We start from the raw sequence: 18,675 nt of genomic DNA on the forward strand, positions 1-18,675 counted from the left end.
TCACCGGGCGAGGGGTCCGGCTGCTTTCACGTGTACCCGTACGGCGGGCTCGGAGAGGTAGCTCAGCGGCACCTCCAGGAGGTCCACGATCTCGACCTTGGAGGGGTCCGCCCCGGCCGCCACGGCACGCGCCCGCGCCTCCTCCTTGGCGCCTTCGATCGCATCTGACCGGCTATCTCCCGCTGGCAAGATCGTATCGACTCTGCCGCTCGCGAGTGCGATGGCGGCCCCCACGGCGTTGGCCACCTCCGCGTGCTCGGGGCGGATCACCCGGCTCGCTCCGGGGATGTGATCGGGCAGCAGGAACGCCCCGCCCCCTACCGCCACCAGGGGCCGGTCGGTTCTGCCGAGTGCCATGCGGTCCACGGCGTCGATGATCATCTCGTCGGCCACGGCGACCGCGCTTTGCAGAATGTCTGCGATTCTTTCCGACATGTCGGGTTCGTACGCCAGGATGGCCGCTTCCAGGCGTTCCGGCCAGCCCTCGGTCTCACGCGGGATCCGGCCCGCCCGCACGGCCGCGTCCGTCATCGTCGCCGTGCTGCCGCCGAAGATCAGGGCCTCGCCGGTGATCCGGTAGCCGACCGAGTCGGGCCCGACGCCCTCGCTCCGCGCCACGGTCCCGCCGCCGAGCGCGATGGCCAGGATGTCCGGCATGCGGAAGTTGGTCAGCACCCCGCCGATCTCGACCGCCGCCGCCGACTCCCTCGGGAAACCGCCGATCAGCACGCCGAGGTCGGTGGAGGTGCCGCCGACGTCCACCACGATCGCGTCCGCCACGCCCGACAGGTACGCCGCGCCGCGCAGGGAGTTCGCCGGGCCCGAGCCGATCGTGGAGACCGGCAGGCGGGCGGCGTGCTCCAGGGTCATGAGCGTGCCGTCGTTCTGCGCCAGGTACGGCCTCGCCCCGAGCCTCCGTTCGGCCAGGGCCGTGACGAGGGCGTCGGTGACGTGGGCGGCGACGCCGTACAGGGCGGCGTTCAGCACGGTCGCGTTCTCGCGTTCGAGCAGGCCGAGTGAGCCGATCTCATGGCTCACCGACACCGGCAGGCCGTACTCGGCCCTGATCAGCTCCCCGACCGCCCGCTCATGGGCGTCGTCCGCGGGGCTGAACACGCCGGTGACGGCCACCGCGTCGGCCTCCACGCCGTCCAGGAAGCGGCGGACGGCGTCCAGGTCGAGCGGGCTGATCTCGCGCCCGTCCACGTAGTGGCCGCCGGGCACGATCGCCTCGCCGGCCGAGACGACCTTGCGCAGGTCGGCCGGCCAGTCGGAGAGCGGGGGCACGGCGGTGGTGGCGGGCGCGCCGAGCCGCAGCACGGCGACCCGGCCGAGTCCGCGCCGCTCCAGGATGGCGTTCGTGGCGTGCGTGGTGCCCAGCATGACGCGGGTGACGTCCGTCGTGTCGTCGAGCTGGGCGAGCACGGCGTCCAGGGCCGCACGCAGGCCGCCGGTCACCTCGGGGGTGGTCGGCCGCTTGGCCTTGGCGATCACCCGGCCCTCGGCGCCGAGCACCACCGCGTCGGTGTTCGTGCCGCCGACGTCGATTCCTATCCGCAGGTCAGCCATGCGCCGTCAGCTCCTCGACGGGTACGTAGTCCAGGTCGTATCCGAACGCCCTCGGCCCGGCCGTCTCCAGGCCCTTGGGGGTGCGCCAGAGCGCGTCGCAGGGCCAGGCGAGGACCGTGACGCGTTGGCCGTACCTGAGGGACTCGGTCTGCACGGCGTCGGCGGTCTCGGTGTCCACGACGGTGATGAGGTCGGGCACCATGGCGCGTACCCGGCCGTCCTCGATCGCGACCAGGTTCTCGTTCTGCAGCTCCAGGGTCAGACGGCGGCCCCTGTCGTCGCCGGTGCCCTCGATCGTGGCGGTGCCGCGGACGAAGCCGCCCGTGGTGCGCCGTTCCACGTCGGTCAGCTTGCCGGTGATCAGCCTGGCGGCGCCGAGGCGGTCTCTGAGGGCTTCGAGGGGGTCCGTCGCGCCCTCCGTGGCCCGGCCGACGTCCAGGGCGCGGGTGACCGTGCCCTCGATGACCGCGCCCCTGGCCCGGTCGGCGGTGAGGACGTAGTCGGCCATCAGGGCGTGCGACCCCGCCGCCACGCAGACGGCTCTGGCCAGGCGCTCCGACCAGAGCCCGTCGATCGGGCGGATGGTGACCACGTTGCCCGCGACGTCCGACATGATCACCAGATCTGCCGGGAGCCCCGCCACGTACATGGAGACCATCTGGACCTCGGGGAAGGCTCGTCCCATGCCGTCGGCGTCGAGCAGCGGCACCCCGAGCTGGGCGGCCCAGGCGACCGGCGCGACCCCGTTGGCGCCGCCGATCTCGGAGGACATGATCGCGCTCGGCGGGCGGCCGAAGATCCGCTCGACCTCCTCGGCGATGCGCTTCGGCTCGTCCTCGCCGTGGATCATCTCGTGGCTGACGGTCGGCGCCCCGATGCCGGACAGCGGCACGACCAGCGCGTCGCCGGGCAGGTCGGCCAGCTCGACCAGCGGCACCTCGCCGTACTCACGGATGGCCCTGATCGCGGCCAGCGATCCGGTACGCACGCCTCCCCCGCCGCCGGTGCCCAGCACGGCGCATCCGCGGGCGAGAGCGGGAATATCGTTCTCGTCAATGCTCATATGACGCCACAACCAAGCACATACCACCTCATCGCGCCAGTCAGCGCACCGTGGGAACATGGATGGATGCGGATTTCGGTGGCGGCCGACAGCAAGGACGGAGTGGCCGAGCGCGTCGTGGCGGAGCTGCGCGAGCGGGGGCACGAGGTGGTGACCCACGGGGCGCTCGACGACGAGGAGCGCCACGACTGGGCGTGGGCCTGCGAGCTGGCCGCCAGAGACGTCGGCGAGGGGCGGGCCGAGCAGGCGGTCGTCTGCTGCTGGACCGGGACAGGGGCCTCGATCGCGGCGAACAAGGTCCCCGGGGTGCGCGCGGCGCTGTGCGTGGACGCCTACACCGCCGGCGGTGCCCGCAAGTGGAACGACGCGAACGTGCTGGCCCTCAGCCTCCGGCTCACCTCCGACGTGGTGCTGAAGGAGATCCTGGACGCCTGGCTGGAGGGGCGGCCGAGCACGGACTCCGCGGACGTCGCCAACGTCACCCACCTCGACGCCATCTGACCGCCGGTTTCAGAACCGTCACAGTGGAGCCACGGAAATCGTCGGTCCCGCCCTTTAGGGTGCTTGGCATGACCCACGTGCTGCTCCGCGGCGGTCGCCCCTGGAGGTCCACCGCTACGGGCCCCGCCGACATCCTGGTGCGCGACGGGCGCATCGAGCGCGTCGGGCCGGGCATCGAGGCGCCGCAAGCCCAGGTCATCGACATCGCGGGGCAGCTCATCCTGCCCGGCCTCGTCGAGGCGCACTGCCACCTCGACAAGACCCTCTACGGCGGCCCGTGGGTGCCGCACTCCGCGGATGACACCCTGGCCGGGCGCATCGGCAACGACCTCGGCCGCCGCGCGGAGCTGGGCGTGCCGAGCGTGACGCGGATCGCCGCGCTCCTGGAGCGCATGAGCGCGGCGGGGACGACGCATGTGCGCTCCCACACCGACATCGACCCCGTGGTCGGGTTGCGAGGCGTGGAGGCCGTGCGCGAGGCCGCGGCGGCCTCTCCCATCGACGTGCGCCAGGTCGCCTTCCCCCAGCACGGCGTGCTCACCAACCCGGGCACGGCCGAGCTGCTGGAGGAGGCGCTGAAGGGCGGGGTGGAGGCGGTGGGCGGGCTCGACCCGGCCGGCATCGACCGCGACCCGGTGCGCCACCTCGACCTGGTCTTCGGCCTGGCCGGGCGCTACGGCACACATCTCGACCTCCACCTGCACGACGGCGGTTCGCTGGGCGGATGGGAGCTGGAGCTGATCATCGAGCGGACGAAGGCGCTCGGGCTGGGCGGCCGGGTGGCCGTCAGTCACGCCTACGCGCTGGGCCAGCTCGACGCCGCCTACCAGGAGCGCCTGGCCCAGGGCCTGGCCGAGGCGGGAGTCGCGATCGTGACCGCCGCCGTCTACTCCTTCCCCGTGCCGCCGATCAAGACGTTGCGGGCGGCCGGGGTCACCGTGGCGTGCGGGCACGACGGCATCCGCGACCTGTGGGGCCCCTACGGCAGCGGCGACATGCTCGAACGGGCGATGCACGTCGCCTACCGCAGCACGTTCCGCGGAGACGAGGACATCGAGCTGGCGCTGGAGGCGGCCACCCATGGCGGGGCGCGGGCGCTGGCGCTGGAGGACTACGGTCTGGCCCCGGGCGACCGGGCCGATCTGGTCGTGGTGCCCGCAGGCGGTCCAGCGGAGGCCGTGGTCGTTCACCCTGCGCGCACTCTGGTCATGAAGAACGGCGTTGTCCTGCACAATTGACCGGCGGGACCATCGAAAGGCAGGCAAGTGCTCTCTATTCACCAACGGATCGCGGCAGAGCTCGGCGTACGCGACGGGCAGGTGCAAGCCACCGTCGAGCTGCTCGACGGCGGCTCGACCGTGCCGTTCATCGCGCGATACCGGAAAGAGGCCACCGGCGCCCTCGACGACGCGCAGTTGCGCACGCTCGAGGAGCGGCTGCGCTACCTGCGGGAGCTGGAGGAGCGCAGGACGGCGATCCTGGAGTCCATCGAGTCCCAGGGCAAGCTCGACGACGAGCTGCGCGGGCAGATCATGGCGGCCGAGACCAAGGCCAGGCTTGAGGACATCTACCTGCCCTACAAGCCCAAGCGGCGCACCAAGGCGCAGATCGCCCGCGAGCTGGGCCTTGAGCCGCTCGCCGACCAGCTCCTCGCCGACCCGACGCTCGACCCGGCGGCGACGGCCCAGGGGTTCGTCACCGAGGGCGTGGCCGACACGGGCGCGGCGCTCGAAGGCGCCAGGGCGATCCTGATCGAGCGCTTCGCCGAGGACGCCGACCTCATCGGCGGCCTGCGCGAGCAGCTCTGGGGCCGTGGACGGCTGGTGTCGAAGGTCCGGGAGGGCAAGGAGGAGGCGGGGGCCAAGTTCTCCGACTACTTCGAGTTCGGCGAGCCGTTCACGAAGCTGCCCTCGCATCGCATCCTGGCCATGTTCAGGGGGGAGAAGGAGGAGATCCTCTCCGTCGTCCTCGAGCCCGACGACAGCCCCGACTACGAGCTGCGCATCGCCTCCCGGTTCGGCGTCTCCGACCAGGGCCGCCCGGGCGACAAGTGGCTGGGCGAGACCGTGCGCTGGGCCTGGCGCACCCGCATCCTCGTGCATCTGGGCATCGACCTGCGGATGCGGCTGTGGCAGGCGGCCGAGGAAGAGGCGGTGCGGGTGTTCGCGACCAACCTGCGCGACCTGCTGCTCGCCGCACCGGCGGGCACCCGGGCCACGATGGGGCTCGACCCGGGTCTCCGCACAGGCGTGAAGGTCGCCGTGGTGGACGCCACGGGCAAGGTCGTGGAGACCGCGACCATCTACCCGCACGAGCCCAAGCGGCAGTGGGACCAGTCGCTGGCGGTGCTGGGCGCGCTCGCGCAGCGGCACGGCGTCGAGCTGATCGCCATCGGCAACGGCACGGCCTCCCGCGAGACCGACAAGCTGGCCGGTGAGCTGGTCCAGCACATGACGTCGATCACCAAGATCGTGGTGTCGGAGGCGGGCGCCTCGGTCTACTCGGCCTCCGCCTTCGCCTCCCAGGAGCTGCCCGAGCTCGACGTGTCGCTGCGCGGCGCCGTCTCCATCGCCCGGCGGCTGCAGGATCCGCTGGCCGAGCTGGTCAAGATCGACCCCAAGTCGATCGGCGTCGGGCAATACCAGCACGACCTGGCCGAGTCCAAGCTCTCCCGCTCGCTCGACGCGGTCGTCGAAGACTGCGTCAACGCGGTCGGCGTCGACGTCAACACGGCCTCCGCGCCCCTGCTCACCCGCGTGTCGGGCATCGGCTCCACCCTGGCCGAGAGCATCGTCCGCCACCGCGACTCCAACGGCCCCTTCCGCACCCGCTCCGCGCTGAAGAGCGTGCCCAGGCTCGGGCCCAAGGCGTTCGAGCAGTGCGCGGGCTTCCTGCGCATCCCCGGCGGCGACGACCCGCTCGACGTGTCCAGCGTGCACCCGGAGTCCTATCCAGTGGTGCGGCGCATCCTCACCTCGGCCAAGACCGACCTCCAGGCGCTGATCGGCAACACGGCGGCGCTGCGCTCGCTCAAGCCGCAGGAGTTCACCGACGACACCTTCGGCCTCCCGACGGTCACCGACATCCTGCGCGAGCTGGAGAAGCCCGGCCGCGACCCGCGTCCCGCCTTCAAGACGGCCACCTTCAAGGAGGGCGTGGAGAAGATCTCCGACCTGACGTCCGGGATGATCCTGGAGGGCGTGGTCACGAACGTGGCGGCGTTCGGCGCGTTCGTCGACGTCGGCGTGCACCAGGACGGCTTGGTGCACGTGTCGGCGATGTCGCGCAACTACGTCAAGGACCCGCGTGACGTGGTCAAGCCCGGCGACATCGTCCGGATCAAGGTTCTCGACGTGGACATCCCGCGCAAGCGCATCTCCCTGACCCTGCGCCTGGACGACGAGACCACGCCGGAGTCCGGTGGCGAGGGTCCCCGCAAGGGCGCGGGCCGCCAGGGCAAGGGCGACGGCAGCCGGACCGACACGCCCGGTGGTGGCGGCGGCCGTGGCGACGCGCGCGGTGGTGGTGGCCGTGGCGACGCTGGACGTGGCGACGGCGGACGTGGCGACGGCCAGCAGGGCCGTGGCCAGGGCGGACGCGGCGACGGTGGTCAGGGCGGACGCGGCCGGGGCGACGGTCAGCGCGGGGGTCAGCGCCGCCAGGACCGCCCCGCTCCGACGGGCGCCATGGCCGAGGCCCTTCGCAAGGCAGGCCTGACCGACGACAAGCGTTGACGTCAGCCTGAGGCGGAATGGCGTACTGCCCTGCGATGTCGGGCAGTACGCCTGGCCAAGGTGACGTCGGTATGCGCGACACGCCCGAAGCTAGGTGAAGAGTAGTTCGTGGATCACAGCAGCCGCCACTCTGTCAGCGTCGCGGGCGTGATTCTCGACGACCATGGCAGGGCGCTGCTCATCCAGCGGCGGGACAACCATCACTGGGAGGCCCCCGGAGGCGTCCTTGAACGGGACGAGGACATTCTCACCGGCCTGACACGTGAGGTGCGTGAGGAGACCGGCCTCGATGTGGAGCCCGTCGCCCTGACCGGCGTGTACAAGCACATGCTGCGGGGTATCGTCGCGCTCGTCTTCCGCTGCCGCATCGTCGCCGGCCATCTGACGGAAACCGACGAAACCCGAGCCGCCCGATGGGTCACCGCCGACGAAGTGCAATCGCTGGCGAATCAAGCCTTCGCCGTACGTGTCCTCGATGCCATGCGCTTCGCCGGCCTCCCCGCTGTGCGCCAACATGACGGTACACACCTGCTCGGTGCGGCATCGGCCCTTGGAAGCTGATCGTCGTGGGGGCTTCGGCTGAGCGCGTAGCGGAGCCTGCGGGTGGTGGTGCGGCGATACGGTTGAGAAGTGAGCACGACGATGTTCGACACGGCGATCACTCAGGCCCGCGACCTGCTCAGATGGCGTTCTCCGCTGCGGACCGAGCTCTGGGCGGCCCGGCTCACGGCCGAGCTGGAGACGGGCGGGAAGGTGGCGGAGTTCCTGCGGCGGGCGAAGGAGGACGGCCGTCAGGAGGCGCGCCTCGCTCTGGCTGCTCTGGCGGCGGTCAACGGGCCCGCCGAGGTGAGCGCGCGCGAAGATGACCGCTATGTCGGCACGCAGGACGACGACCACGACCCCGACGCGCAGGACAACGACCGCGACGCGAGGGAACAAGACGGCGACCGCGAGGCGGGCGCGCTGGACGACGACCACGACGCGAGCGTGCAGGACGGCGACCGCGACGCGGCGGTAGCTCGGCCGTACACCGTGGCGGGGGCTGGGGTGGCTGACAGCCTGCCCGGGTGGGTGCGGCGGATGGGGCGGGTGAGCTGCGACGGCGGTTGGTACGGCAAGGCCGACCCCTACGGCGAGCAGGTTCTGGCGGTTCTGGCCTTCCGGTACGAGAACGGCAAGGAGGCCCACATCCTCGTCACCGGCATCGACCAACCCCAGGGTGGCCTGGCCGTGGACGCGCTCGTCGAGGAGGTGAAGTTCCTCGACGACCTGGGTTTGCGCAAGGCGAATCCGCAGGTGGTCGCACGCCGGATCCTGGACGCGTTCGAACTGGGCGATCGGATCCTGGGGGCTACCGTCGCCGACACATTGCCCATGATCCGTCCTCTGGCCCTAGCCCGCGCCCTGTCCGTGGCCGACACCGGCGCCCTGTCCGTGACCGACGACACTGTGGCCGCGTTTCAGGACTTGCCGGAACTGCCGGGGGCGCGGGAGGCGTTCGGGAAGCTTGTCGAGTTCGTTGGGGATCGGCCGTTGTGGTGGAGTCCGGGGAGGGTGTCGCAGTTCCTGACGTCCTGGTTGCCGCGTGAGGCGATCTTGTCGGAGGATGCGATCGCCGCCATGCCGGAGGTCGTCCGGGCCTGGAGCCGTTACTGCGGCGACCAGCCGGCGGTGTTGCGCCAGATCGACGAGGACGTGCCCCGCCTGCCCGCCCTCATGGCCGACGACTCCCTGGCCGGACTCGGCAAGCGCCTCGCCCAGAACCGTCACCCCTGAACACGGCGAGCTCCGCGCGCGTGCAGCAGGAAACACGTCCGCAGAGGTGAGCGGGCGGACGCCGGACGCGCCTCGTACAGGCACCTGGCGTGGGCATGGGGGCGGCGGACGCCCCCGGCGGACGCCCCGCCCACCCAAGGCGAGCGCCCCGCCCACCCAAGGCGGCCGCCCTGCCCACCAAGGCGGCCGCCTCGTCCGGCCTTGGCGGACGCCCCGCCCGGCCTACGCTTCGAGCTGGGCCGCCGCGCTGGACAGCAGCATGTCGAGTGCCGTCGGGTAGGCGCTGGAGTTCATGCGGGCCACCAGCAGCGGCGCGGTGGCGGCGATGTTGGGGTGGGTGCGGGCGGGCAGGTGGGCGTATGTGTCCCGCCACACCTCCTCATCCGCCTCCCGCGAAGCCTGGGGCAGGGCGAGGGTGGAGGCGTCGAGGATGGCGAAGGCCAGGCTCTGGTCGATGAAGGCGTGGTAGATCCGCACCGCGTCCCCATCCGCGAACCCGGCCCCGCGCAGGACCCCGAGGATGGTCTCGTCGCTGGCCACCTCGTTCGGCCGCCCCGTGACCCGGCTGGCGGTGAGGGCGGCGGCCTGCGGGTGGGCCTGGTAGGCGTGGTGGATGCGCAGCCCGAGGCCGCGTAGGTCGGCACGCCAGTCGCCGGTGGGCGCCCAGTCGGCCATGGCGTGGCGGAACAGTTCGTCCGCGATCGCCAGGATCAGGTCGTCCATGCCCCGAAAGTACCGGTAGACGGTGCTGGCGTCCGCCCCGAGCGCCAGGCCCAGGCGGCGGGCGGTCAGTCCGGCCGCCCCGTGTTCGCGCAACATGCGCAGCGCGGTCTCGACGATGAGCTCATGCGTCAGCACCTGCCCCCGTTTGGTGGGACGCCGCCGCCGTCGCCCCGCCTCGGGCACCACCCGCTTGGCCATCGAGAACCCCCTTATGCCAACGCCATTGACGTTGACAAGCCTATGGGCATTGGATGAACGACACGCCCCCAAAACGCTGTTAAAAGGGGATCTATCGTCATGCGTATCCTTCTCGTGGGAGCCGGCGGCGTGGGAACGGCCATCACCCGAATCGCCGCCCGCCGCCCGTTCTTCGACCACATGGTGGTCGCCGACTACGACCTCCCCCGCGCCAAGGCGGCCGTCGCCGCGCTGGGTGAGCGGGCCGCGAGGTTCACCCCGGCCGGGGTCGACGCCGCCGACGCGCGGGCCGTCACCGCGCTGCTGGCCGAGCACCGCTGCGACGTCCTGCTCAACGCCACCGACCCGCGTTTCGTGCTGCCGCTGTTCGACGCGGCGCTCGCCGCCGGGGCCGACTATCTCGACATGGCCATGTCGATGTCCAAGCCGCACCCCCTCCGCCCGTACGAGGAGGTCGGGGTCAAGCTCGGCGACGAGCAGTTCGCCCAGTCGGGAACGTGGGCCGCGAAGGGCAGGCTGGCGCTGGTCGGCATGGGAGTGGAGCCCGGCCTGGCCGACGTCTTCGCCCGGTACGCCGCCGACGAGTTGTTCGACGAGATCGAGGAGATCGGCATCAGGGACGGCGGGAACCTGACCGTCGAGGGCTACGACTTCGCCCCCTCCTTCTCCATCTGGACCACCATCGAGGAGTGCCTCAACCCGCCGCTGATCTACGAGAAGGAGCGCGGCTGGTACACGACGGAGCCGTTCAGCGAGCCCGAGATCTTCGACTTCCCCGACGGCATCGGGCCCGTGGAGTGCGTGAACGTCGAGCACGAGGAGGTCGTGCTCGTGCCCAGGTGGATTCGGGCGCGGCGGGTGACGTTCAAGTACGGCCTGGGCGAGGAGTTCATCGGCACCCTCAAGACCCTGCACGCGCTGGGCGTGGACCGTACGGAACCGGTGTCGGTCATGACCGACCGGGGCACCGCCATGGTGTCGCCGCGTGACGTGGTCGCCGCCGTGCTGCCCGACCCGGCCGGGCTGGGCGACCGCATGAGCGGCAAGACGTGCGCGGGCACCTGGGTGAAGGGCGTCAAGGACGGGCGGGCACGGGAGGTTTACCTGTACCACGTGGTGGACAACCAGTGGTCGATGCGCGAGTACGGCTCCCAGGCCGTCGTCTGGCAGACCGCGGTCAACCCGGTGATCGCGCTGGAGCTGCTGGCGGGCGGGGTCTGGAAGGGCACGGGCGTGCTGGGGCCCGAGGCGTTCGAGCCGCGCCCGTTCCTGGATCTGCTGGTCGAGTACGGCTCACCATGGGGCCTGCGCGAGCAGTGAGGGGGCCGGGGACGGCCGGCGGACCCGGGCACTGGATCATTGAGGTGCACCAACCCGTCCATCGGAGGAATTTCTTGAGCATCGCCGACGATCCCGACCGCGCACCGGCCCGCTCCCACCTGTACGCCATGGGCATGTCGGAGGAGGAGATGCGCCGCCCCGTGGTCGGCATCGCCTCCACCTGGACCGGCACCATGCCCTGCAACCTGAACCACCGCGAGCTGGCCGCCCACGTGGCCGAGGGTGTGCGGGCGGCCGGCGGGCTGCCGATGGAGTTCAACACCATCGCGGTCTCCGACAACCTGACCATGCACACGCCCGGCATGCGCACGTCGCTGATCAGCCGCGAGGTCATCGCCGACTCGATCGAGCTGATGGGCCGCGCGCACGAGTTCGACGCCCTGGTGGCCATCGTCGGCTGCGACAAGACCGTTCCGGCCGCGATCATGGCGCTGGCCCGGCTGGACCTGCCGTCGGTGGTCCTGTACAGCGGCAGCATGATGCCCGGCCGCTGGCGCGGGCGCGACGTCACCATCCAGGACATGTGGGAGGCGCTCGGCGAGCGCGAGGTGGGCCGGATGGACCAGGCCGACCTGGACGACCTGGCCAAGCACGCCTGTCCTGGCGCCGGCACCTGCGCCGCCCAGTACACCGCCAACACCATGGGCACGGTCGCCGACTTCCTCGGCCTGGCGCCGTTCGGGGTGGGCGACATCCCGGCGGTGGCGGAGGAGAAGAACGCGGCGGCCCGGCGCGTCGGGGAGATCGCCATGGAGGCGCTGGCCCGCGACGCCCGCCCCTCACGCGTGCTCACCGCGGACGCCCTGCACAACGCGATCGTGTCGGTGGCGGCCATGGGCGGCTCCACCAACGCCGTGCTGCACCTGCTGGCCATCGCCCGCGAGGCGGGGCTGCCGCTGGAGATCGACCGGATCGGCGAGGTCTGCCGCCAGGTGCCGATCATCACCGGGCTCAAGCCCAGCGGCGGCGACTTCGTGGCGCTCGACCTGTGGCGGGCCGGCGGCACCTCGCTGGTGGTGCGGCGACTGCTGGAAGCGGGGCTGCTGCGCGAGAACGTCACGCTGGTGGACGGCCGCACGCTGGCGGACGTGGCGTCGGACGCGCGGGAGACGCCGGGCCAGCGGGTCGTGGCGAGCGCGGAGGAGCCGTTCAAGCGGCGCGGCGCGCTGGCCATCCTGCGCGGCTCGCTGGCGCCGGACGGGTGCGTGCTCAAGCTGGGCGGCAAGGAGGACTTCCGCCACGAGGGGCCGGCCAAGGTGTTCGACTCCGAGAGCGACTGTTACGTGGCCATCCAGGAGGGCCGGATCGTGGCCGGTGACGTCATCGTCGTCCGGTACGAGGGCCCGGCGGGCGGCCCCGGCATGCGCGAGATGCTCTCGATCACCGGTCCCCTGGTCGGCCGCGGACTCGGGACCTCGGTGGCCCTGGTCACCGACGGCCGGTTCAGCGGGGTCTCGCATGGTCTGGTGATCGGGCACGTGGCGCCGGAGGCGTACCACGGCGGGCCGATCGCGCTGGTCCGCGACGGCGACACGGTGCTGATCGACAGCGCGGCCGGCACCCTCGACCTGCTGGTGCCCGAGCCTGAACTGGCCGCACGGCGCGCGTCCTGGCGGCGGCCCGAGCGGGAGGTCGAGCGCGGGGTGCTGACCAAGTACGTGGCCACGGTCGGCTCCGCCTCGGACGGCGCCGTCACAGCCTGAGCCCCTAGCTCCGGCGCGACCTGAGCGGCGTGGGGCCCCGGGCTCCGGCGCGACCTGAGCGGCCCGCGCCCGGGCAGCCTGAGACCTGGGATCGAGCAGGTGGCAGGGGCCGCTATGCTGCGCAAGGACGTTTGCTGTGCCCTCACCTGAAGGAGACCTGCGCGATGTACAAGGAGTTCGCTTTCGAGGCCGTGATGTGGGTCGTCCCGGTCGTGGTGCTGATCGGCGTGGCGCTCCTCGTCACCGCGTGAGCCGAAGGGGCCGCGCCACGACGCGGCCGGCCCCGACTCAGCTCCCCGCCTGGCGAACGGCCGGCGAACGGCTCATGAGGCCCACGCCAGCAGCGGTCCCCCTTGCCTGAGCCGTCTCAGCGCCTGTTTCTCCAGTTGCCTGATGCGCTCCCTGGTCAGCCCGAGATGCGCCGCGATCTCGGTGTAGGTTTGAGTGTCCTGGCCGCTCAGGCCGTACCTCAGCTTGATCACGAACGCCTCCCTGGGCGGCAGCGTCGTGACCACCTGGCGCAGCTCGGCGCTCAGGGCGTGCCGCTCGGTCAGCTCGTGCACCTGCAGCCCGTCGTCGTCGGCGATCATGTCGCCGATCCGGCCCTCGCCGTGTTCCCCGACCGGGAGATCCAGGCTGACGATCTCCTGGCCGAGCCGGCGTAACGCCGCGACCTGGCGGGGCGACCGCTCGGACGCCTCGCTCAGCTCGGCGTCCGTCGGCTCGTGACCGAGCTCGGCGGCGAGTTGCCGCTCGACCCTGATCAGCCGCGACAGCTCCTCAGCGACGTGGATGGGAAGCCTTACGGTACGGCTCTTGTCGTGGATGCCACGTTCGATGGCCTGCCTGATCCACCACATCCCGTACGTCGAGAACTTGTATCCCCTCCTGTAGTCGAACTTCTCCACCGCCCTGATCAGCCCGAGGTTGCCCTCCTGGATGATGTCGAGCAGCGGCAGCCCCCGGTAGGAGTAGCGCCTGGCGGCGGAGACCACCAGCCGCAGGTTGGACCTGATCAGCAGGTCCTTGGCGCGCCGCCCGTCGCGTGCGACGCGTTCCAGTTCTGGCGTGCCCTTACCACGCTCGATCAGATGGCCCGCGTACAGGCCTGCCTCGATCCGCCGGGCGAGATCCACTTCGTCCGCGGCGGAGAGCAAGGGGGTCTTTCCGATCTGCTCCAGGTACATGCCGAGCAGGTCGGGCTCTTCGGCCGACATGCACGGGCACTACCCGGTAAACGGCGGCGAATTCCCGGCTTCGTTGAGTTCTGCGATGGCCAGCTCCGCCGTAGTGCGGATATCGAAGAACTTGTCCAGCGCGGTGATCGCGAAAAGGTGCTTACACCTGCCGTTGAGCCCGGACAACAGCAGCCGGCCGCCGGAGGCGGTGACCGCCTTGTGCAAGTAGACCAGCACGGAAAGACCGGAGGAATCACAGACGCTGACGGCCTGCATGTCGATGACGAGCATCGGCGGCTGCGTGAGGTCGAGGGCCTTGGTGACGCGGTCACGAACCTCGGCTGCCGAGCCGAAATCGAAGTCCCCCGTCAAGCGCGCTATGACGCAGGGTCCCTGGAGCCCGAGGCTTATCGACAAGGCCTGCTCCGAAGTCACCCAGTTCCACCTACCCGCGTCGCTCTCCCGATCCACCCCACTTTACGAGAAGTAGCGCTTCGGGTTGAACACCAGCATCTGCTCAATCTGGTCACCGGTCACACCCGAGTCCAGCAGTGCGGCCAAGACGTCGTCGTGAATGTGATCGTAGCGCCAGTTCGGCGTGAGCGTGCTCCGGGTCTCGTCCCAGTCGCCGCCGAAATAGTCCATAAAGCATGCGGCGTCGTGGCTGAGCACCATGCGATCGGCGTATCCGCGCTGGCAGAGCGCCGCGACCGTGGCCACCCGCTGCGCGGTCGAGTTGTAGGCGTCCAGCCCGAATCGGTCCATTCCGAGGATCGCGCCGGTGTCGGCCAGGCGCATGAGGTAGTCGAGGTCGTTGCTGTCGCCCGCGTGCCCGACGACCACCTTCCCGAGGTCCACGCCCTCCTTGGCGAACAGGTCGAGCGCGATCAGGCCGGTCCCCGCGGGAGAGTTGGTGTGTACGGTGATCGGCGCTCCTGTGCGCACGTGCGCCTTCGCCACGGCCCGGCAGATGCGTTCGACGCCGGGCGTGAGCCCCTTCTCCTCGACCACGCACTTCAGGAAGGCCGCCTTGATCCCGGTGTCGGCGATGCCCACGGTGAGGTCGCGGACGAAGTCGTCGACCATGGGGTCGGGGCGGTCGATGATCAGGCCGGGGCCGCGGAAGGTGTAGGTGTGGGGCATCTCCTCGAAGGCGTAGATGCCGGTGGCGACGATGATGTTGAGCTCCGGCACCTGCTCGGCGATCCGCTGGACCCGCGGGATGTAGCGCCCCAGCCCCCACACCGTCGGGTCCACGATCGTGCGCACACCCTTCGCCGCCGCCGCGCCGAGCTTGGTGACCGCGTCCGCCACCCGGAACTCCTCATCCCACCAGGCGCCCTTGCCGTAGTTGTTCAGGTGCTCGGTGGCCACCACGAAGATGTGCTCGTGCATCAGCGTCTGCCCGAGCGCACCGACGTCCACAGGGCCGCGAAGGGTCTCGACGGTGGGCATGCGCGCCTCCATACCGGTCGGTCTGTCGGGCCAACGTAGGCTGCCGCACCACCGCCGTCAACCGGCGCGCCGCGGGTCAGCCGGCTCGCCTGGGGAACAGCGGCTCGGGCCGGGACAGCCGATCACCGCCCACCGCCGCCGCCACGCGCGCCGCCGCCGTCGGCAGAAACGGTTCGAGCTGTACGGCCAGCGCCCGGCACGCCCCCACCAGCCTCCCCAGAGACGCCTCCTGCTCCCCGCGCGCCTGCCGCCACGGCCGGGTGCGCTCGACGTACCTGTTGGCCTCCTCGACGATCTCCCACACGCCCTTCGCCGCCCGCCGGAAGTCGAACTCGGCCAGGGCCTCATCCACCGACACCTCCACCAGCGGCTCCCCGGCGGGCGGCACGTGCCCGTCCAGGAAGCGGTGGACCATGGTGGCGACCCGGCTGACCAGGTTCCCCAGCCCGTTGGCCAGGTCCTCGTCAGCTCTGGCGATGAGCCGCGCCTCGGTGAAGTCGGCGTCGCCCACACGGGGCACCTCGCGCAGCAGCCACCACCGCACGGCGTCCACCCCGTACGCGTCCACGAGCGCCACCGGGTCGGCCGCGTTCCCCGACGACTTGCTGATCTTGCGGCCGTCGACCGTGAGGTAGTCATGGACGAAGATCGCCGTGGGCAGCGGCAGGCCCGCCGACAACAACATCGCCGGCCAGTACACCGCGTGGAACCGGATGACCCCCTTGCCCATGAGATGCACCTTCCGCGGCTCACGGACCCACCACCGCTCGTAGTCGCCGCCATCGTCGAGCGCGGTGACGTAGTTGGCCAGCGCGTCCCACCACACGTAGACGACCTGGCCGGGATCGTCCGGCACCGGAATGCCCCACCCCCTGGCCCGGGCGGCGGAGCGGGAGACGCTGATGTCGTCGAGGCCCGCCTCGATGAAGGCCAGCACCTCGTTCCGCCGCGCCGCGGGCTCGATCGTGAGCCGCCCGCTCTTGACGAGGTCGAGCAGCTCGTCCTGGTAGCGGGACAGCCGGAAGAACCAGTTCTCCTCGGACACGCGCTGCAGCGGCGCCTCGTGCCCGTCCGGGCAGGGGCCCTCGGTGTAGAACTGCTCGCAGCCCACGCAGTAGAGCCCCTCGTAGTGGCGCTGGTAGAGGTCGTGCCCGATGGCCCGCCAGATCCGCTCCACCCCGGGGCGGTGGCCGGGGTGGGCGCTGGTCCTGATGAAGGAGTCGAAGGACAGGTCGAGCGTCTCCCGCAGCCCCTCGAACGCGGCCGCGTTCCTGTCCACCAGCTCGCGCACCGGCACGCCCTCCGCCTCGGCGGCCAGCACGTTCTTGAGCGAGTTGTCGTCGGTGCCCGTCTGGAACCGTACGGGCTCGCCCCGGCGCCGGTGGTGCCTGGCCAGCACGTCGGCCTGGACGAGCTCCAGCGCGAACCCGAGGTGGGGACGGGCGTTGACGTAGGGAATGGTCGTCGTGATGTACATCGGATGCCTCCCGAGGGGCCCCGGACACGACGAGAGGCCCCGGCTAGCAGGGCCTCAACGTTGAACGTGCCGAGTGAAACCCCCTAGGGGGCCATCATCGCCAGGCACGTCGTCATGCCCTCATCGTACGCCGTCGCCGTACCAGATAAATCACCGTTCCGACCGCGAACACCGCCAGCCCCGCCACCACCGACGTCAGCGGCAGCGTGACGGCCAGCACCAGGCACAATGCCAGCCCCAGCACCGGGATCACGCGTGGCGGCGCGCCCTCGTCGCGGGTGAGCGTGAGCGCGCTCGCGTTGGCGATGGCGTAGTAGACCAGCACGCCGAACGAGGAGAACCCGATCGCCTCCCGCAGGTCGGCCACGAGCAGCAGCACGATCACCGCGCACCCGACCGCCAGCTCGGCTCGTCTGGGCGTCTGCCGCGCCGGGTCCACGACGGCCAGCACGCCCGGCAGGTCGCGCTCGCGCGCCATGGCCAGCACCGTGCGGGAGACGCCGAGCAGCAGCGCCAGCAGCGCGCCCAGCGCCGCCACCGCCGCGCCGGCCCCTGTCAGCGGCGCCAGCCACCCGAACCCGGCCTCTCTGACCACATCGGCCAGCGGCGCGCCGGACCTGGCCAGCGACTCGGGCTTGAGCGCGCGCAACGCGGCCAGGGCGACCAGCGCGTAGACGGCGAGCGTGATGCCCAGCGCGATGCCGACGGCCCTCGGGATGGTGCGGGCCGGGTCGCGCACCTCCTCGCCGAGGGTGGCGATCCTGGCGTATCCGGCGAAGGCGAAGAACAGCAGCCCGGCCGCCTGCGCCACGCCCCACGCGTCGGACGGGGGCGCGGGCATGGAGGAGTAGGTGAAGAACGTCGTCCGGTCGTCGCCGAACAGCCCGGCCACGATCACCACGGCGAGCACGGCCAGGACGAAGGCCACGATCACCCGGGCCACGCCCGTCGAGCGCCGCACGCCGAACAGGTTGAGCAGGGTCAGCGCGGCCACCGCGGCGATGGCCAGCGGCCGTTCGAGCTCGGGCAGCGCGTACGCGCCGAACGTCAGCGCCATCGCCGCGCAGGAGGCCGTCTTGCCGACCGTGAACCCCCAGCCCGCCAGATAGCCCCACAGCGGCCCCAGGCGTCTCCTGCCGTAGACGTAGGCGCCGCCCGACTCGGGGTAGCGGGCGGCCAGGCGGGCCGAGGAGGTGGCGTTGCAGTAGGCGACGACGGCGGCGAGGGCGAGCGACAGCAGCAACCACTCGCCGGCGGCCGCGGCGGCGGGCGCGAAGGCCGCGAACACGCCCGCGCCGATCATCGCGCTCAGCCCCACGACCACCGCGTCCGTGGTCCCGAGCCGCCGCGCCAGCTCCTCCGGCACCGCCCCCCGCCTCCCCCTGCCGCAGAAGGCACCCACTCTGCCGCACCCCGCCGACAAAAGCGGTGACGCTCAGGCGCTCATCCCCAGCGAGTCCCCAGCGAGCCCGCACCGAGCCCGCACCGACGCTCAGGTGCTCTTGTCCGCCCCCGGCACCACCAGCACCGGCCGGTGCGCGTGGTGCAGCACCCGGTCCGACGTGCTGCCCAGCAACAGCGAGCGCACCCCGCCCAGCCCCCTGGTGCCGGTCACGATGAGCTGGGCGTCCAGTTCGTCGGCCACGTCCACGATCGTCGACCAGACGGCCACGGAGTCCACGTCGCAGCGCGGCGTCGCGTCCAGCCCCGCCTCGCGGGCCAGGTCCGCGCCGTGCCGGGCCAGCTCGCTCATCGCCTGCCCGATCGCCTCGTCCTCGACGCCGGACTGGTCGAGCGTCACCATGAGCCCGGCGGAGGCCCGGGCCGAGGTCATCGCCAGCCGCTCCCACACCGTCAGCACCACCGCGGCCTGGCCGCGGAACATCTGCCCCGCGAAGGCGATCGCGGCCTTGGCATCATCCGAACCGTCATACGCGATCAAAATCGTCATCTCAGA

At 71.4% G+C, this 18,675-nt stretch carries 16 protein-coding genes; 7 read left to right on the forward strand and 9 right to left on the reverse strand.

Annotated elements, in window-relative coordinates; genetic code table 11:
• Positions 1–1,569, reverse strand: a complete 1,569-nt coding sequence (locus ACFPZ3_RS10440) for a hydantoinase/oxoprolinase N-terminal domain-containing protein (RefSeq protein WP_379513795.1) — start codon at positions 1,567–1,569, stop codon at positions 1–3.
• A complete protein-coding gene (locus ACFPZ3_RS10445; protein ID WP_379513796.1) occupies positions 1,562–2,632 on the reverse strand; it encodes a DUF917 domain-containing protein in 1,071 nt (356 codons plus the stop codon). Before ACFPZ3_RS10445 ends, ACFPZ3_RS10440 begins: the two co-directional genes overlap by 8 nt.
• Before the next feature lie 66 nt (positions 2,633–2,698).
• On the opposite strand from ACFPZ3_RS10445, the gene ACFPZ3_RS10450 reads away from it, so the two are divergent.
• From ACFPZ3_RS10450 to ACFPZ3_RS10470, 5 genes are all read left to right on the forward strand, one after another.
• Positions 2,699–3,133 carry an RpiB/LacA/LacB family sugar-phosphate isomerase gene (locus ACFPZ3_RS10450; protein ID WP_379513797.1) on the forward strand — a complete coding sequence of 145 codons (435 nt, stop codon included), beginning with the start codon at positions 2,699–2,701 and terminating at the stop codon, positions 3,131–3,133.
• A gap of 68 nt (positions 3,134–3,201) precedes the next feature.
• Positions 3,202–4,371, forward strand: coding sequence for an amidohydrolase (locus ACFPZ3_RS10455; RefSeq protein WP_379513798.1), 1,170 nt, complete (start codon positions 3,202–3,204; stop codon positions 4,369–4,371).
• A gap of 27 nt (positions 4,372–4,398) precedes the next feature.
• Positions 4,399–6,867, forward strand: a complete 2,469-nt coding sequence (locus ACFPZ3_RS10460) for a Tex family protein (RefSeq protein WP_379513799.1) — start codon at positions 4,399–4,401, stop codon at positions 6,865–6,867.
• Between the two features lie 108 nt (positions 6,868–6,975).
• Positions 6,976–7,428, forward strand: a complete 453-nt coding sequence (locus ACFPZ3_RS10465; RefSeq protein ID WP_379513800.1) for an NUDIX hydrolase — start codon at positions 6,976–6,978, stop codon at positions 7,426–7,428.
• A gap of 69 nt (positions 7,429–7,497) precedes the next feature.
• A complete protein-coding gene (locus tag ACFPZ3_RS10470) occupies positions 7,498–8,643 on the forward strand; it encodes a hypothetical protein (RefSeq protein WP_379513801.1) in 1,146 nt (381 codons plus the stop codon).
• 222 nt (positions 8,644–8,865) lie between these two features.
• On the opposite strand, the gene ACFPZ3_RS10475 is transcribed toward ACFPZ3_RS10470, so the two are convergent.
• Positions 8,866–9,564, reverse strand: a complete 699-nt coding sequence (locus ACFPZ3_RS10475; RefSeq protein WP_379513802.1) for a TetR/AcrR family transcriptional regulator — start codon at positions 9,562–9,564, stop codon at positions 8,866–8,868.
• 99 nt (positions 9,565–9,663) lie between these two features.
• Here ACFPZ3_RS10475 and ACFPZ3_RS10480 point away from each other — a divergent pair, with 99 nt between their 5' ends.
• Both ACFPZ3_RS10480 and ilvD read left to right on the forward strand, forming a co-directional pair.
• Positions 9,664–10,884, forward strand: coding sequence for a saccharopine dehydrogenase family protein (locus ACFPZ3_RS10480; protein WP_379513803.1), 1,221 nt, complete (start codon positions 9,664–9,666; stop codon positions 10,882–10,884).
• Positions 10,885–10,958: 74 nt separating this feature from the next.
• Positions 10,959–12,608 carry a dihydroxy-acid dehydratase gene (gene ilvD, locus ACFPZ3_RS10485; RefSeq protein ID WP_379513804.1) on the forward strand — a complete coding sequence of 550 codons (1,650 nt, stop codon included), beginning with the start codon at positions 10,959–10,961 and terminating at the stop codon, positions 12,606–12,608.
• 323 nt (positions 12,609–12,931) lie between these two features.
• On the opposite strand, the gene ACFPZ3_RS10490 is transcribed toward ilvD, so the two are convergent.
• From ACFPZ3_RS10490 to ACFPZ3_RS10515, 6 genes are all read right to left on the reverse strand, one after another.
• On the reverse strand, positions 12,932–13,825 hold the full coding sequence (locus ACFPZ3_RS10490; protein ID WP_379513805.1) for a sigma-70 family RNA polymerase sigma factor: 894 nt from the start codon (positions 13,823–13,825) through the stop codon (positions 12,932–12,934).
• 9 nt (positions 13,826–13,834) lie between these two features.
• Complete coding sequence (locus ACFPZ3_RS10495; RefSeq protein WP_379513806.1) at positions 13,835–14,257, reverse strand: STAS domain-containing protein; 423 nt, start codon at positions 14,255–14,257, stop codon at positions 13,835–13,837.
• 6 nt (positions 14,258–14,263) lie between these two features.
• Complete coding sequence (locus ACFPZ3_RS10500) at positions 14,264–15,241, reverse strand: phosphotriesterase family protein (protein WP_379513807.1); 978 nt, start codon at positions 15,239–15,241, stop codon at positions 14,264–14,266.
• A gap of 76 nt (positions 15,242–15,317) precedes the next feature.
• Entirely contained in the window at positions 15,318–16,718 is a 1,401-nt protein-coding gene (locus ACFPZ3_RS10505) for a methionine--tRNA ligase (protein WP_379513808.1), read from the reverse strand.
• A 112-nt stretch (positions 16,719–16,830) separates the two neighbouring features.
• On the reverse strand, positions 16,831–18,084 hold the full coding sequence (locus ACFPZ3_RS10510) for an APC family permease (protein ID WP_379513809.1): 1,254 nt from the start codon (positions 18,082–18,084) through the stop codon (positions 16,831–16,833).
• Between the two features lie 126 nt (positions 18,085–18,210).
• Positions 18,211–18,669 carry a universal stress protein gene (locus ACFPZ3_RS10515; protein WP_379513810.1) on the reverse strand — a complete coding sequence of 153 codons (459 nt, stop codon included), beginning with the start codon at positions 18,667–18,669 and terminating at the stop codon, positions 18,211–18,213.
• Positions 18,670–18,675 lie beyond the last annotated feature (6 nt).

Source organism: Nonomuraea insulae (assembly GCF_042656245.1).